This is a genomic window from Flavobacterium sp. AJR, from assembly GCF_002156885.1.
Taxonomy (GTDB): domain Bacteria; phylum Bacteroidota; class Bacteroidia; order Flavobacteriales; family Flavobacteriaceae; genus Flavobacterium.
The window spans coordinates 17,154-33,303 of sequence record NZ_NCWQ01000048.1 but is presented as its reverse complement, the minus strand read 5'-3'; the positions used below and the strand labels follow the sequence as shown (position 1 = coordinate 33,303).

Below are 16,150 nucleotides of genomic sequence, written 5' to 3'. Positions count from 1 at the left end.
AAAATTGCAGTTTCCTGAATTATAAAAATTATGAGAAAATTAAAATTAATAATTTAAAAATAGATTTATCTTTGTGATACAAAAAACCAATTAATTATGTCATTTTCAGATTTATTTGATAGCGAATTTAAACTAAGAAATAAAGGTCATTTTTCGGCTATTGTTCGCGTAGCTCTTGCAGACGGAAAAACAAATCAGGAAGAAAAAGCTTTTTTAGACAAGCTAGCTTCTAGATTAGAAATTTCAGACGAAGAGTATAAAGAGATTCTTGCAGATCCATTGAAGCATCCTATAAATGCGCCTTATTTGTATTCTCAACGTTTAGAGCGTTTATACGATTTGGCTCGTATGGTACACGTAGATCACCACATGGGAGATAGTCAGGAAATCATGCTAAGAAGACTTGGTCTTGCACTAGGATTTACTCCAGGAAACGTAAACTACATTATTGCAAAAGCACTTTCATTAGTAGATAAAAAAGTAGATTTAGATACTTTTACTTTCGAAATGCAAAATATGAATAAATAGAAATATTCAGTATTCAGTCGCAGTATTCAGTTTACTAACTGAGACTAAAAACTGAGACTAATATTAAAAAAGTTTACAGTCGCAGTATTCAGTTTACAAACTGGTACTAAAAACTGAGACTAATATTAAAAAAGTTTGCAGTCGCAGTATTCAGTTTACAAACTGGTACTAAAAACTGAGACTAATATTAAAAAAGTTTGCAGTCGCAGTATTCAGTTTACAAACTGGTACTAAAAACTGAGACTGAAAACTAAAACTGGTACTAAAAAAACAAAACCCGACTATTTACTAGTCGGGTTTTGTTTTTTAACTATTTTGCTTTAAGCATAAACTCTTCTGCTTTTTCGACCATATTATAGCTTCCGCAAAAGAACGGAACGCGTTGGTGTAATTCGGTTGGGTTAATTTCCATGATTCTATTAAAACCATCAGATGCTTTCCCTCCTGCTTGCTCTGCCACAAATGCCATTGGATTACATTCGTATAATAAACGAAGCTTTCCTTTTGGCGCTTTGCTACTTGTTGGGTACAAATAAATTCCGCCTTTAATCATATTTCGATGAAAATCGGAAACTAAACTTCCGATATATCTTGAAGTATAAGGTCTATCATCTTCTTCATGCTGGCAATATTTAATATAATCTTTTACTCCTTGAGGAAAATGAACATAATTTCCTTCATTTACAGAGTAAATATTTCCATCTTTAGAATATTTCATATTCGGGTGTGACAAATAGAATGTTCCAATTGCAGGATTCAGTGTAAATCCATTTACACCATGACCTGTTGTGTAAACTAACATAGTCGAAGTTCCATAAATTACATATCCAGCCGCAACTTGATTAACTCCTGGCTGTAAAAAATCTTCGAGTGTAACCGGAGTTCCTATTGGCGTAATTCTTCTATAAACCGAAAAAATAGTTCCTACAGAAACATTTACATCAATATTAGAAGATCCATCAAGAGGATCCATTAAAACTACATATTTGTTGTTATGACTGTTGTCACTTCCTTGAACAGTGATAAAATCATCATTTTCTTCTGAAGCAATTCCGCAAACAATTTCACGATTAATTAAGGTTTGAATAAAAACCTCGTTTGCATACACATCTAGTTTTTGCTGATCTTCTCCTTGTATGTTTTGTTCTCCTGCTGCGCCAACGATGTCGACCAAACCAGCTTTGTTTACTTTATAATTAACGACTTTGGCCGCCAATCGTATAGAGTTGATAATTCGGGAAAGCTCTCCCGACGAATACTGAAATGCTTTTTGGTTCTCAATAATAAACTCTCCTAGTGTTTTATTGCGTTCTTCCATTATACTATATCGTTGTAGATTTTTTTTTTGAAGTCACAAATATCGCCTTTTTTGTGAAATTGATTTAAAAATTATTTAGTTAGTTTGTCCGTATTGTATATTTGTTAATCAAAAGTAAAAATTGAGTTCAAAAAAACCATTATTTTAGATATAAATACATTAATAATAAGAATTTATGAATATTAGAAAAGGAAACCCTGATGATATGAAAGCTGTTTTAGGCTTGATTCAGGAACTAGCCATATTCGAGAAAGAACCAGACGCTGTTTTGATTACAGAAAGTGATTTAGTTCGTGATGGCTTTGGAGAAAACCCTCTTTTTCATGTATTTGTAGCCGAGGTAGATGCCGAAATAGTGGGGATTGCCTTGTACTATTACCGATTTTCGACCTGGAAAGGAAAAACAATACATTTAGAGGATTTGATTGTAAAAGATAAAATGCGTGGATCTGGTTTAGGATTTGCTTTATACTCCGAAATAATGAAGCAGGCCAAAAAGGATAAAGTAAAAAGAGTTGAATGGAATGTACTCGATTGGAATACTCCTGCGGTTAAATTCTATGAAAATTCTGGTGCTAAAATTATCGAAGAATGGCGTGTTGTACAAATGGACGAAGCTGGAATAGATACTTTTTTAGAGAAAAACAAAAATTAAAAGACAACAGATAATATTAAGATATAATAAATAATGAGAGTATTCAAATTTGGTGGTGCCTCAGTGAAAGATGCTGAAGGAATTAAAAACGTTTATGACGTTTTACAAAAAGTAGGTTATGAAGATGTATTGCTTGTGGTTTCGGCCATGGGAAAAACCACAAACGCTCTTGAGGTTGTAATAAAGAATTATTTCGAAAAATCTTCTGAGTTAAGTTCATCTGTTCAAGAAGTAAAAAAATACCATAACCAGATATTATTAGATTTATTCGAAAATGAGAAACATGAAGTTTTTACTGCTGTAAAGGCATTGTTTTCGGAGTTAGAATATTTCCTTGCTCATAACAAATCTCCTAATTACAACTTTGTTTATGACCAAATTGTAAGCTTTGGAGAGTTAATTTCGACTACTATCTTAAGCCATTTTATGAACTTTATGGGCATCCAAACACAATGGATTGATGTTCGTAATTTTATAAAAACCAACGCTAATTACAGAGATGCCGAAGTTGATTGGGAATTAACTCAAAAAAATATTGGTAATAATGTTAAGCGAAAAATGCTGAACATTACTCAAGGATTCTTGGGTGCCGATGAAAACAACTTCACTACTACTTTAGGTCGTGAAGGTTCAGATTATACTGCAGCAATTTTTGCTTATTGCTTAAATGCCGAAAGTGTTACCATCTGGAAAGACGTTCCCGGAGTTATGAATGCTGATCCACGTTATTTTGAAAATGCAAGTTTGCTTAATCAAATTTCATATCGTGAGGCTATCGAATTAGCCTTTTACGGAGCAACAGTTATTCACCCTAAAACATTACAACCTTTACAGAAAAAAGAGATTCCGTTGTATGTAAAATCATTTATAAACCCATTGCTAAAAGGAACAAGTGTTTCTAAAGGTGTCGATTTAGAGCCTTATTTACCTTGTTTTATCGTAAAAAGAAACCAACTTTTGATTTCTCTTTCATCGATAGATTTCTCTTTTATCATGGAGGAAAACATCAGCGAGATTTTTGCTTTATTCCATGAATTTAAAATTAAAGTGAATTTAATTCAAAACTCTGCGATTAGCTTTTCTGTTTGTGTAGAAGATAAATTTGAGAATTTCAATGATTTGAATGCTATTCTTTCTAAAAAGTTCAAAGTTGATTTCAGCGAAAATGTAACTTTATATACAATTCGTCATTTTGATGATAAAGCTGCCGAAACTGTCGAAGAAAACAAAGTAGTTTTACTAAAACAAGTAAGCCGCGAGACTATGCAAATAGTAACAAAGGAATCTAATTAGTTTTTCTATAAAAGTTAATTACAAAATTCAATATAATAATAAAGGCTTCATTTTTTTAAGTGGAGCCTTTATTTATGGTTTATGTTTTCTTTTTAAATCTTTTATTATCTGCTTCAATTCTAAAATCTCGACTTCATATTGTTTTATTATTTTTCTATAAACACTAAGTAGCGCAATTTCCGTCAAACGTTCCATAAATTTTTTATCATCAAATACTTTTGGATTTGGGTTTTCGAGAAAATAATTAAACTCTACATCTAACTCATTACAAATCTTATCTATTAACAAAAAGTCTATTTTTTTATTTTTTCCACTTTCAATATCACATAATGCTGTCAGGCTAATCCCTAATCGGTTTGATAATTCAAATTGTGATAACTTTTTAATTTTCCTTAACTCCATAATTTTAGTACCAACCATAGAAATTTTATTTAAGTGTTACTAAATTGTTTTTATAAAAATTAATTATAATTCGTAAAAAACCATAAAAAATTTCGTTAACAAATGAATTTCTTTGTATTTACTCTCCTTCATTCCTTTTTAGATCTTTAATTATTTTTTTCAACTCTTTTATTCGTGCTTCATATTGTTCTATTATTTTATCTGACAATTGATTGATAATAAAACTTTCATTTAAATTATTACTCTCTTCCTTGTTCAGTCGACTTTCATTCATCATCAATTCGGCTGGGGTTATTTCGAAAAATTTACATATTTTACTAATATGGCTCGCCCAAGAACTACTCTCTCCTCTTTCTATCCTCGCATACGCAGACTGAGATATACACAAACAATCTGCCGCTTGCTCTTGCGACATATTCTTGCTTTTACGTAGCTGTTTTAGCTTATTTCCTACGATTACATTCATAATTTAACTTTTATACCGATTCAAACATAAGAAATATTTTACAACAATATAAATTCAGGGTAGAAATAACCGATTTTCGCATAAGAGTCGTTTGAAATCACGTGTAGATTTGTCATCAAATAAGTTATTACTAATCATTAAACTATGCATTATGAAAAAAATTAGAGAATTCGTTATAAGGCACCACATTTTTACTTTAGTTGCTTTTGTATTTATTTTTTTTAGTTGTACTAAGGATGAAATAGGTCGTGAAAATAAGATGTCAAATATTGATAAAAACAATGCGACTAATTCTTTTACTGACGAAGATGTGTTTAAAGGGATTATGTTTCTTGAAGGTCCTCTAGCTAATAAATTAGATGATTTTAAAGATTTAAATTTTCGAACATTTATTAATGACAAAGCTCAAATGGATGAAATGTTAGTCCTTCAAAATAAAATCATAGAAACCATTAAGGAATCCAATCCAGAGTTTTTATCAAACTTTAGAGCAAAAATAGGATCAGGCGATTTTTATCAAGTAAAATATGGTATTGTAGATGCTGCTAATAAAATATCAGATGCTGCCTTTGGATTATTAAATGAAAGTAAAAAAGGAGGCTCCGAGAATGACATGAATAAATTTATCAGTTTATTCACTTCAAAATATAAAATTAATGAACAATCTACAAAAGAAGAATTGCTTAATGCTATTCAGAGTATGAAATCAGACAAAAACACCAATAAAGTCGTATATCCAGCGCCTTACTATTCCGTTGCTGTTTGGTTATTAGCCGCAGCTGCAGCCGTCATCGTAATTGTCTTGTTTTTGCAAGAAGCACCACTACCACCATCACCTGATTTTTATGAGGATCCTGGTTACATAGATTCTGAGGGATACTTAATTGAAAAATTCCAGTCAGATGTCACTATAGAATTTACTGGTATTTAATTAAATATGGCAAGTTATTATCAAAGTGACTTGCCTATTTTAATAATTCACAATCATGAATAAAACATCGAAACCATCACTGATAGCGTTTTATAGTTCAGTTAGTATTGTTCTTGTAATATTTTTTACTATTCTTTCCATTTATTTTGGAAACAATCCTCTTAATAATAGTTATACTGCTAAATCAAAATTTATTTCTGCATTCCCACAAGGCTGGGCTTTTTTTACAAAAAGTGCAAAAGAACCAGAATTCTATATTTTTGAATGTTTTAATGGCAAAATTGAAATGAAAAATTTAAGAAATTTTTCTAATGATTATTACTATGGCCTTTCAAGACACAATAGAATATTGACTATAGAAGCAAGTACAATTTTAAATAAAATAAAGTCAGATTCAATAACTGGTTACAGATTAACAGCGAAAATAGCAGAAAATATAACTGAAAAAATAAATTTGGACACATTGAAATTTAATAAAATTAGTGTGTTTAAAAAAAATGTTCCCGATTTTAAAGGTAAATATTTATTTGTTAGTAAACATGCATTGCCTTGGTCATTATTAAATCAAAAACCTGATTATCCCTCATCCTTTATTGTATACGCTATAAATATTCACCAAGATGAATAAATTTATCTCTCATTTAGAACAAAAAATCATTTTTGATAATCGATTGATTTTTGTCAGATCTTTGCTAGCTTTTGGGGCTTTACTTACTATATGCTTTAACGATATAGATGAAGTAACAAATATGAATCTATTAATTCATAATGAAACCTCTTTTAAATTAGACGTTTTTCTTCAACATATTAGTCTTTTCAACTTGTTTAGTTCCTCGTTTGCAAAAACAATTTCAATTTCAATTTTATTAATAGTTTTTACTGGTTATTTCCCACAGCTATTTTCTTTATTGCAAACTTGGGTGCATGTTAGCATTTGTAATTCTTTTATTGCAATTGAAGGAGGTGACCAAATAGCATCCAATTTAAGTATGTTACTTATCCCTATTTGTATTTTTGACAATCGAATCAATCAGTGGAGCAATAATAAATTAATTATAACAAAAAGTAGAAAAGCAATAAATGTGTTTTTTAATACTTATTACTTTTTGATATTATTACAGGTGGCTATTATATATTTGCATGCTGGAGTGGGGAAAATATTTAATGATGAATGGAAAGATGGTACTTGTATTTATTATTGGTTTACTAATAATATTTTTGGAGCCCCTCTATGGCTGCAAAAAATATTATCCATTATTACACTTAGTCCATTTACTCCCCTAATAAGTTGGTCTGTAATAATTCTTGAATTAGGATTATTTGCCTGTATTTTAGCTACAGATAAACTGATTAAAAAATTGTTCTTGACTTTAGGTGTTTTTTTTCATTTAAGTATTGTGCTGACCCACGGTTTAATTACGTTTTTCTTTCCTATGACTGCAGCCCTTATTCTTTATCTAGATAATGAAAATAGTATTTATCAATATTTTGAAATGAAAATTAAAGCAATAAATTATGGAAAGAAACAAGAAACCAAGTAAAGAAACCAAAGACAACTGGCATAATGATTCTAACAATTGGATTTGGGGAATTTTTTATTACAACAAAGAAGATAAGAGAATGTTTCCTCCCAAAAGAAATAAGCTAATGGGATGGACAACTAATTTTGCAAATCCTAATTCTGTATTCATATTAATTATTATAATTGCAATACTATGTGTCTTGGGAAAATACATAAAGTAGTTTTCTTAAATTCAATTATATTTGATAGTAAAACTAAAATTCCAGTCGCAACATTTCACAATTATAAATACTACTTTTGACGTTTTGGAGTTAAAGTATTTATGTTTAAAAAATTACTCTTTTGGATTGTAATTCTTTTTTGTTCTGGACTTCATGCCCAGGAAATAAACACGCACTATAAAACCAAAAAAGTTGGTATCTCCAGAGATACTATTCATCTTGAAAACGTTAGTATCAATTCGAGTTTTTTTAAATTATACGACAACAATAAACAACCTATTGATAGCAGTTTCTACAAAGTAAATTTCCAGAAAGGAACATTACTTTTAAACGAAAAAATGATTTCGAATACTGATTCCCTAACAGTTGAGTATTTAAAACTTCCAGATATTTTAACCAAAGAGTATAAAATTTATGATTCTGACCGAATCGTAAGTAATGGTGTAACCTCTGAATCTCTATATCAAATACAACCTAAAACCAATAAAACTGTAACTCCTTTTGACGGATTAAATACTTCAGGGAGTATTACCCGAGGGATTACCATTGGTAACAACCAAAACACAGTTTTAAACTCCAATCTTGACTTACAGATTACAGGAAAAATATCTGAAAAAGTAAGTCTTCGTGCATCATTACAAGACAATAATATTCCGTTGCAAGATGGTGGTTACTCCCAAAAATTAGATCAATTCGACAATATATTTATAGAGCTTTTTAGTAATGATTGGGCATTACGCGCGGGAGATATTTTTCTCGAAAATAAAAAAACACAGTTCCTAAATTTCGACAAAAAGGTTCAAGGTCTTGCCGTCAATTTTAATTTTGGTGATGAAGATAGCAAAACCAATGTATTTGCTTCTGCCGCATTGGTAAGGGGGCAATATGCAAAAAGTAACATTACTGGGCAGGAAGGAAATCAAGGTCCTTATAAACTAACTGGTCAGAATGGTGAGTTATACATATTGGTGATTTCGGGTTCTGAAAGAGTTTATGTAAATGGCGTTTTATTAAAACGAGGCGAAAACAAAGATTATACTATTGATTATAATGCTGGGGAAATCACTTTTACTTCTCTTTTTACAATTACTTCGGAGATGCGAATAAGTGTTGAGTACCAATATACAAATCAAAATTATACCCGATTTGTAACGTATGCCGGAGTTACTCATGAAAATAAAAAATGGAGTTTTGGAGGGTATCTATACTCTGAAAATGACTTAAAAAACCAACCGTTACAACAAAATCTAACCAAAGAACAGGTAGAAATATTAAGTAATGCAGGAGATGATACAAATGCTATGATTGCTCCTTCGGCTTATGTTGACTCTTATTCGGACAATAAAATTCTTTACCGAAAAATAATGATAAACGGAGCGGAAGTTTATGAATTCTCTAACGATCCAAAAGAAGAATTATACAATGTAAGATTCAATTTAATTGGTGCAAAGTCTGCCAATTACATTCTTAGAAACGTAAATACAATTGATCGAATTTATGAATATGTTGCTCCTATAAATGGCATTCCGCAAGGAAATTATGCTCCAATTATTAAACTCGTTGCTCCAATAAAACTGCAAGTAGCTACTTTTTTGGGTAAATATAACCCAACCGAAAAAACAAGTTTTGATTTTGAAGTTGGAGTTAGTAACAATGATGCTAATTTATTTTCGAGCATACAAGACGGAAACAATAAAGGAATTGCATCCAAAATAAACGCTAAGCAACGTTTATTTACCAGAAGTTGGAATCTGGATGCATTTGTAAATTATCAATTTATTCAGGACAATTTTAAATCGGTAGAACGCCTTTATAACATCGAGTTTGATCGGGATTGGAATCTTCCCGCAAATCGATTTGGGAATCAGAGTTTATTGATTTCGGGATTAAATTTTGATTTATTTCCTCAAAAAAAGACCTCAGATATAGGATTACTAACCTATCAATTTGAAAACTTAGATTTTACCGAAAACTATTCTGGAAGCCGACATACTGTTAATGGTCTTTTTAAAGTAAAAAACTGGCTGATTCAGAACCAAGGTAGTTTACTAAATAGCAACAGTACAATATCGACTTCTAAATTTTTAAGAAACCAAACTCAAGCCCGTTATCATTTTAATAAAAACTGGGTTGGTGGCACAGTACAGCTTGAAGATAATCAAGAAAAGAATAAGGAAACCAATCAGTTTTCGGCTTTAAGCCAGAGATTTAATGAATATGGTTTATTTATAGGTCGTGGTGATAGTACCAAGGTTTTTGTAGAATTAGGCTTTTTAAAACGAAGCAATGATAGTTTACAAAACGGACTATTACAACGTGTAAACAACTCGCAGACTTATTATTTAAGATCTAAATTAATCCAGACTACCAAAAGTGATTTATCGGTATATGCGAGCTATAGAGTATTGAATTTTGAAGATGTGACTAAAAAAAGAGAACCATCACTAAATTCCAGAATTCTTTATAATGATCGTTTTTTCAATCAATTTATCCAAACTACTACTGCTTACGAAACCAGTTCGGGAACAATGCCGCAACAAGATTATACCTATGTAGAAGTTCCTGCAGGACAAGGAGTTTACACCTGGAACGATTACAACAATAATGGAATTCAGGAATTACAGGAATTTGAAGTAGCTGCATTTATTGATCAGGCAAAATACATTCGTATCTTTTTACCTAACCGGATTTATATTAAAACAAATCAGAATAAGTTTTCTCAATCGGTAACATTAAACCCAAACCAATGGTTAAATGAAACTGGAATAAAAAAGGTTATATCTTATTTTTATAACCAGACCTCGTTTATATTAGATCGAAAAGTAAAAAGTGATGGTGATCGTTTTGAACTTAATCCTTTTAATTCTTCAGATGAAAATGTGCTGGGGCTAAATTCCAGTTTCAGAAACAGTTTATTTTATAATCGTGGTAAACAAAAACATTCTACAACTTATACCTATTTACAAAACAAAAGCAGAAACTTACTTACAATAGGATCGCAACAGGCTAAAAATAGTTCGCATCAATTCCAATATTCTCATTTGTATGATAAAAGTTGGTTATTCGGATTTTTTACCAAAACCATACAAACAGATCTTATCTCTGAAAGTTTCCCAGAAAAAAACTACAAGCTAACAGGTTATCAACTTGCTCCAAAAATTAGTTATTTGTTTTCTAAAAGTACAAGTTTAGATTTCTTCTATGAAATTCAGAACAAAGACAATCAAATTGGAGAGGAAGAAACGTTAGAACAAAGCCGATTAGGAACATCTTTTTCTTATGCTGGTGATAAAAAAATTACATTAAATGGTGAGTTTTCATTTTATAAGAATAAATTTACAGGCAATGAGTTTTCATCAGTAGGTTTTCAAATGTTAGAAGGTTTACAAACAGGACAAAATTTGGTATGGAGATTGCTATTGCAAAAAAACATCACTCAGTTTTTGGATGTTAATGTAAACTATCAAGGAAGAAAAGGCGAGACTGGACCAACTATCCATACAGGAAATGTTCAGCTAAGAGCTTATTTTTGATACATTTTCGAAAACATTACAATAAATTGATTAATTTTATTATAAACTTTAACACTTAAAAAACATGAAAAAATTATTATTACTTTGTTTTATGTTAGTTTTCTCAAGTAATTTTTACGCACAAGAAACTGCTGTAAAGACGACTAAAACCAAAGCTAAATCAGAAGCAACTAAAGAAAAAAAGACTGCTACTAAAAAGGCTACCGATACAAAAACTGCTACAGAGAAAAAAGCAACTAAAGAAAAAGCATCAGCAACTAAAAGTGTAGATGATAAAACTACAAAAGCTAAAAGCGATGCTAAGGCAAAAACCACTAAAGCAGAAGAGTCAACTACAAAAAAAGCTGCCAAAGTAAAAACTGATGCTAAGACTGCAACTGATGATGCTACTAAAAAAGTAACTAAAGCTAAAGCTGATACAAAAACTGCTACTGAAAAAGTAGATAAAGCAAAAGCAGATACTAAAGCAACAACTAAAAGCACTGCTAAAACTGCTACAAAAACAGTTAAAGAAACTAATGAAAAAGCACCTAAAGTAGCAGATAAAGTTACCGGGGAATATAATGGTAAAAAAGTATATACGGGACCAAGAGGTGGTAAGTACTACATTAATTCTAACGGAAACAAAACTTATATTCAAGACTAACATCTTTTTCTTGATACAATTAAAAAGGCTAGACTTCTTATAGCGTCTAGCCTTTTTATTTTTACTAAAATAATAACTTAATATTTTAGTAATCATTTATAAATAAGGAAAAGACTTACTGTTTGTAACTTTCGCAGGGTTAACTTAACATAACCCAATTCTATATGAATTTAGATTCAACTAATAAAACTATTTTAATTGCTCCATTAAATTGGGGTTTAGGTCACGCCACAAGATGCATCCCGATAATTAAAGCATTACAGGAAAACAATTACATCCCCATAATTGCCTCTGATGGTATTGCTTTAGAGCTATTACGAAAAGAATTCCCATATATCCAAACACTCGAATTACCTTCTTACCAAATAGAATATGCTAAGAATGGCAAAAACTTTAAGTGGAAATTAATCAAAAATTGTCCTAAAATGATTGAAGCCATTTTGGACGAAAAAAAAATGGTAAAATCGTGGATTAAAAAATATGGTATCGACGGGATTATTTCTGATAATCGTTTGGGTGTTTACAGTGATAAGATACCATCGGTTTTTATTACGCATCAATTAAATGTAATGACTGGAAACACGACTTGGTTTACCAGCAAATGTCATCAATATTTTATAAAGAAATATACTGAATGTTGGGTTCCCGACATAAAAAAGAATCCTAATTTAACTGGAGAATTAGGCCATTTAAAATCAAAAAAAATCAAGTTAAGATACATAGGTCCTATGAGCCGAATGCGCAAGAAGGAAACGCCTAAAGTATATGATTTAATGGTTATCTTATCTGGACCAGAACCTCAACGTGGTTACCTCGAAGAGAAATTAAAACAAGAAGTTATTCGCTACGACGGAAAAGTAGTTTTTGTGAAAGGCATTGTCGAAAAAGACCAAAAAAAGGAAATCATCGATAATGTTACGTATTACAATTTCATGAATACACGCCAGCTAGAACAAACTTTTAACGAAAGTGAGCAAATCTTATGTCGCTCAGGCTATACAACCGTAATGGATTTGGTAAAACTAGAAAAGAAAGCTTTTTTTATACCAACTCCTGGTCAATATGAGCAATTATATCTGGCTGAGAAACTACAGGAAGAAGGGCTTGTACCTTACGCATTACAAGATGATTTTAAGATTGAGGATATTGCAAAAATTAAAGAATACAAAGGATTACCTCAATATAAAAAGAAAGCAAAATGGAGTTCATTATTTTCTGTTTTCGAAAAATAATAAACTCCATCCTATATGTTTTTTATATTTTAGAAATTAAATTGAGCTTGTAATCTCAGTAAATTTCCTTGTTGACGATTAATTGGTAATGCGCTATCTTCAAAAGTTCTATCGGCAATAACATATTCTGCTGTAAACTCTAATGCTTTTAGAGGCTGCCACTCTATACCAATTTCATAATCTCTAACTACATAACTTCTGGCATCTTTTTCATATTTTTTTCCTCCGTCATAATATTGAAATTTTGCAAAAGGATATAATAGTTGTTTTCCTAAATCTAATTTATAATTTAATAAAACATAACCTCCATTTATATTTGTAACATCGACACTATTAGTAGTCTTGTCATAACGTGGTCCTTTACCTATGTTATACTCCGTTTGGATTCCAAAAGGTCTAGGGTATAATACAAAAGTTGCTCCTACTCGCTGATCTTTTACATATTGTTTATTATCTATTGCAACTCCAGTTGAAATTTCATTGGTAAATGCCCATTTTCCTGAATAAGCCTGAATTCCTGGTTCAATAATCTGACTTCCTATTACGAAAGGATAAGTTACTCTCGCTACAACATTTAAATCTCTATTGCTATCAAGTTTATTTGCGATTTGCCCGTTGTAAACTCCAAAAGCAAAAACACCATAATCGCCAGAACCTTTGTAACCATCTTTAACTAACATTTCGAAACGTTCTCTTATTTTGCTAGGTGCCCAATAAAAAAACACTCCTAAGTCACGTTCATTTAATATAGCACTATTCATAGCATCATTTCTATCCAAAGCAAGTCGAACAGAACTAGATTGCATATTCTCAAAACCATAAGGAATTTTACTTTGTCCTACACGAACACGATATTCTCTTTTTGGATCAAATGAGAAATCAAAAAATATGTCTCTAATTTGAACAAAATTATTGATTCCTGTACTTGGTGAACTTGCAAAATCGGGTTGGAAATAAAAATATATATTTGGGTGTATTTGACCAGAAAATACTAATCGTGCACGTCTTATAAAAAACCCATTATTAGATTTTGCATCTGGTTCTGTAGATGTTGTTCCCCAAGATCTATCACACTGTTCGCATGAAACTTTATCATTGGTAGAAAACAAACCATTATATCTTATCTGAACATAACCTCGTAATGAGATTTTATCATACCAATGATCTTTTTCTTCTTTCTGAAGAATAGGTTCAATCTTTGGTGCTGTTATTATTGCAGTTTCTTTTGCCTTATTAATAGAGTCTAAAATACGAACTACCTCTTTCTTTATCTCATCTTTGTTTACCTCTTGTGCATGCGTTAAGCCCGCCGCTAAAGATAAAGCTACCACTAAAAATTTTCTCATCTTATTTTTTTAAACTCCTCGTTCAGAGTGCAAAAATCACCCATCAAAGTTAACATAACGTTACGAAGATGTTATTATTGTGAAAATTTAATATTAAGAGAGAATCGGCAACTTTAAATCGAGGTTAAATCATGAGAATTTTATGCTGATCTGAGATGCTCTAATTACAATTACTTAACTTCAAGATTAGTGCTTTTATGGGCTTTTTCGAGAGTAAATGAAAACTCAGAACCTATCCCAAACTCACTCTCAACATACACTTTCTCTTTATGGGCTTCGATAATATGTTTTACAATAGCAAGTCCTAAACCAGAACCACCTTCTGATCTGGCTCCACTTTTATCTACTCTATAAAAACGCTCAAAAAGTCTTGGTATATTTTGTTTCTCTACTCCTTCTCCATTATCACTAATACGAATAAGTACTTTTTTCTTTGTAAGATTTACAACTCCTACCTCTGTAGTTCCGCCTTGCTTACCATATTTAATTGAATTCACAATCAAATTCTCTAGTATCTGTTGAATTCTGTCTTTATCTCCTTTCACCAAAATCGGCTGAAGAATTTTCTTTTCATAAGTTAACTTAATCTTCTTTTTATCAGCTTTCATTTCTAATAAATCAAAAACATTCTGAATAAGTTCGACAATATCAAAATCGGTGATTATCAAGTTTAAATCGCCTGTTTCTAATTTAGTGATCATGTCTAAATCTTCGACAATATAAATTAATCGTTCTACTCCTTTTTCGGCACGTTTAAGATATTTTTTTCGAATGGTTTTGTCCTCCATTGCTCCATCTAATAAAGTCGAAATATATCCCTGAACTGTAAACAATGGCGTTTTAAGTTCATGCGAAACATTACCTAGAAATTCTCGACGGTATTCTTCACGAATCTCGAGCATTTCGATTTCTAACTTTTTATCGGTTGCAAATTTTTTGACTTCACGCGAAAGCGTTTCCATATCCGTAGTGATCGGCTGGTTGATAAGTGTACTGGATTCCAATAACGAAACCTCATCGTAGATTTTCTTTACTCTGCGATAAATAAAACGTTCTACTCGGTATTGTAAAACCATAAACGAGAACGCATATACCGACACAAGAAAGACAAGACTGAATGGTAGTAAATGTTCTGTTCTATTTTTGAAGAATAATAAAACTAGAATTACTACAAACCCTGTAGCAAAGAGACTTATATATAGTGCTGACTTTACAGCAAACTTATAGGTTTTTTTAAAACTTATTTTCATTTAGTTCATGGATAGCTTCTACAAAGATAATTCTGATTTCTTTGCATTATGCTTTTGGTTGGTAATCTTTATTTTAAACCTCGAATTTGTAACCTACTCCTTTGATGGTTTTAAATAAATCTTCTCCAATTTTTTCTCTTAATTTTCGAATGTGTACATCAATCGTTCTTCCGCCTACAACTACTTCATTACCCCAAACCTTATCAAGTATTTCATCACGCTTGAATACTTTTCCTGGTTTTGAAGCCAATAAATAGAACAATTCAAATTCTTTTCTAGGCAAAGCGATTTCTATATTATCTTTTACGATTTTATATTCTTCACGATTAATTTCGATTCCACCTACGTTTAATGTATCACTACTAATTTCTTGTTCTTTTAAACGCCTCAATAATGCTTTTACCTTACTTACTAGTAATTTTGGTTTAATAGGTTTAGTGATATAATCATCTGCTCCAGCATCAAAACCAGCTACTTGTGAGTAATCTTCACTTCTTGCAGTTAGGAATGTAATGATAACGTTATTTAGTTCAGGTATTTTTCGGATGTGTTCACAAGCTTCCATACCATCCATTTCAGCCATCATAACATCCATTATTATAAGATCTGGCAATTCCTTTTGTGCTTTTGCAATTGCATCTTTTCCGTTTGAGGCTGTAATTATTTGATACCCTTCTTGAGATAGGTTATATCCAACAATTTCTAAAATATCCGGTTCATCATCTACTAGTAAAATCTTAGTTTGTGTTTTTTTCATAAAATAGCAAAAAATTGGGTTATCTCATTGATACTTATACGATATAATAT

At 31.1% G+C, this 16,150-nt stretch carries 16 protein-coding genes; 10 read left to right on the top strand and 6 right to left on the bottom strand.

Annotated features, from left to right (window positions below):
• Window positions 1–96: 96 nt before the first annotated feature.
• Window positions 97–528 (top strand): TerB family tellurite resistance protein, encoded by a 432-nt coding sequence (locus tag B8T70_RS13775; RefSeq protein ID WP_035617301.1) that lies wholly within the window; start codon window positions 97–99, stop codon window positions 526–528.
• A gap of 310 nt (window positions 529–838) precedes the next feature.
• Here B8T70_RS13775 and fbp read toward each other — a convergent pair whose 3' ends face one another.
• Window positions 839–1,846: a class 1 fructose-bisphosphatase gene (fbp, locus tag B8T70_RS13770; protein ID WP_039115912.1), complete on the bottom strand. Its 1,008-nt coding sequence runs from the start codon at window positions 1,844–1,846 to the stop codon at window positions 839–841.
• Between the two features lie 175 nt (window positions 1,847–2,021).
• Between fbp and B8T70_RS13765 the strand changes: the two genes are divergently transcribed.
• Together B8T70_RS13765 and B8T70_RS13760 are read left to right on the top strand one after the other, a co-directional pair.
• Complete coding sequence (locus B8T70_RS13765; protein ID WP_086895211.1) at window positions 2,022–2,501, top strand: GNAT family N-acetyltransferase; 480 nt, start codon at window positions 2,022–2,024, stop codon at window positions 2,499–2,501.
• A 33-nt stretch (window positions 2,502–2,534) separates the two neighbouring features.
• Window positions 2,535–3,794 carry an aspartate kinase gene (locus B8T70_RS13760; protein WP_039115910.1) on the top strand — a complete coding sequence of 420 codons (1,260 nt, stop codon included), beginning with the start codon at window positions 2,535–2,537 and terminating at the stop codon, window positions 3,792–3,794.
• Between the two features lie 72 nt (window positions 3,795–3,866).
• Here B8T70_RS13760 and B8T70_RS13755 read toward each other — a convergent pair whose 3' ends face one another.
• Window positions 3,867–4,214, bottom strand: a complete 348-nt coding sequence (locus B8T70_RS13755) for a helix-turn-helix domain-containing protein (RefSeq protein WP_086895210.1) — start codon at window positions 4,212–4,214, stop codon at window positions 3,867–3,869.
• Between the two features lie 100 nt (window positions 4,215–4,314).
• Entirely contained in the window at window positions 4,315–4,662 is a 348-nt protein-coding gene (locus B8T70_RS13750; RefSeq protein ID WP_039115908.1) for a helix-turn-helix domain-containing protein, read from the bottom strand.
• A gap of 151 nt (window positions 4,663–4,813) precedes the next feature.
• Here B8T70_RS13750 and B8T70_RS13745 point away from each other — a divergent pair, with 151 nt between their 5' ends.
• The 7 genes from B8T70_RS13745 to B8T70_RS13715 all read left to right on the top strand — a co-directional run bounded on the left by B8T70_RS13745 (window position 4,814) and on the right by B8T70_RS13715 (window position 12,747).
• The gene (locus B8T70_RS13745; RefSeq protein ID WP_086895209.1) at window positions 4,814–5,593 is read left to right on the top strand and encodes a hypothetical protein; all 780 of its coding nucleotides are present in this window, start codon (window positions 4,814–4,816) and stop codon (window positions 5,591–5,593) included.
• 55 nt (window positions 5,594–5,648) lie between these two features.
• Entirely contained in the window at window positions 5,649–6,221 is a 573-nt protein-coding gene (locus B8T70_RS13740) for an SdpA family antimicrobial peptide system protein (protein ID WP_039115906.1), read from the top strand.
• Window positions 6,214–7,134, top strand: coding sequence for a hypothetical protein (locus tag B8T70_RS13735; RefSeq protein ID WP_039115904.1), 921 nt, complete (start codon window positions 6,214–6,216; stop codon window positions 7,132–7,134). Before B8T70_RS13740 ends, B8T70_RS13735 begins: the two co-directional genes overlap by 8 nt.
• Window positions 7,109–7,336 (top strand): DUF5808 domain-containing protein, encoded by a 228-nt coding sequence (locus B8T70_RS13730; protein ID WP_039115902.1) that lies wholly within the window; start codon window positions 7,109–7,111, stop codon window positions 7,334–7,336. Before B8T70_RS13735 ends, B8T70_RS13730 begins: the two co-directional genes overlap by 26 nt.
• Window positions 7,337–7,437: 101 nt before the next feature.
• Complete coding sequence (locus B8T70_RS13725) at window positions 7,438–10,869, top strand: hypothetical protein (protein ID WP_086895208.1); 3,432 nt, start codon at window positions 7,438–7,440, stop codon at window positions 10,867–10,869.
• A gap of 64 nt (window positions 10,870–10,933) precedes the next feature.
• Window positions 10,934–11,515, top strand: coding sequence for a hypothetical protein (locus tag B8T70_RS13720; protein ID WP_086895207.1), 582 nt, complete (start codon window positions 10,934–10,936; stop codon window positions 11,513–11,515).
• Window positions 11,516–11,679: 164 nt separating this feature from the next.
• Window positions 11,680–12,747: a glycosyltransferase gene (locus B8T70_RS13715; RefSeq protein ID WP_086895206.1), complete on the top strand. Its 1,068-nt coding sequence runs from the start codon at window positions 11,680–11,682 to the stop codon at window positions 12,745–12,747.
• 29 nt (window positions 12,748–12,776) lie between these two features.
• On the opposite strand, the gene B8T70_RS13710 is transcribed toward B8T70_RS13715, so the two are convergent.
• The 3 genes from B8T70_RS13710 to B8T70_RS13700 all read right to left on the bottom strand — a co-directional run bounded on the left by B8T70_RS13710 (window position 12,777) and on the right by B8T70_RS13700 (window position 16,100).
• On the bottom strand, window positions 12,777–14,093 hold the full coding sequence (locus B8T70_RS13710) for a porin (RefSeq protein WP_039115896.1): 1,317 nt from the start codon (window positions 14,091–14,093) through the stop codon (window positions 12,777–12,779).
• Window positions 14,094–14,263: 170 nt separating this feature from the next.
• Window positions 14,264–15,343: a cell wall metabolism sensor histidine kinase WalK gene (locus tag B8T70_RS13705; RefSeq protein ID WP_039115894.1), complete on the bottom strand. Its 1,080-nt coding sequence runs from the start codon at window positions 15,341–15,343 to the stop codon at window positions 14,264–14,266.
• A gap of 73 nt (window positions 15,344–15,416) precedes the next feature.
• Window positions 15,417–16,100, bottom strand: a complete 684-nt coding sequence (locus tag B8T70_RS13700; RefSeq protein WP_086895205.1) for a response regulator transcription factor — start codon at window positions 16,098–16,100, stop codon at window positions 15,417–15,419.
• Window positions 16,101–16,150: the final 50 nt, after the last annotated feature.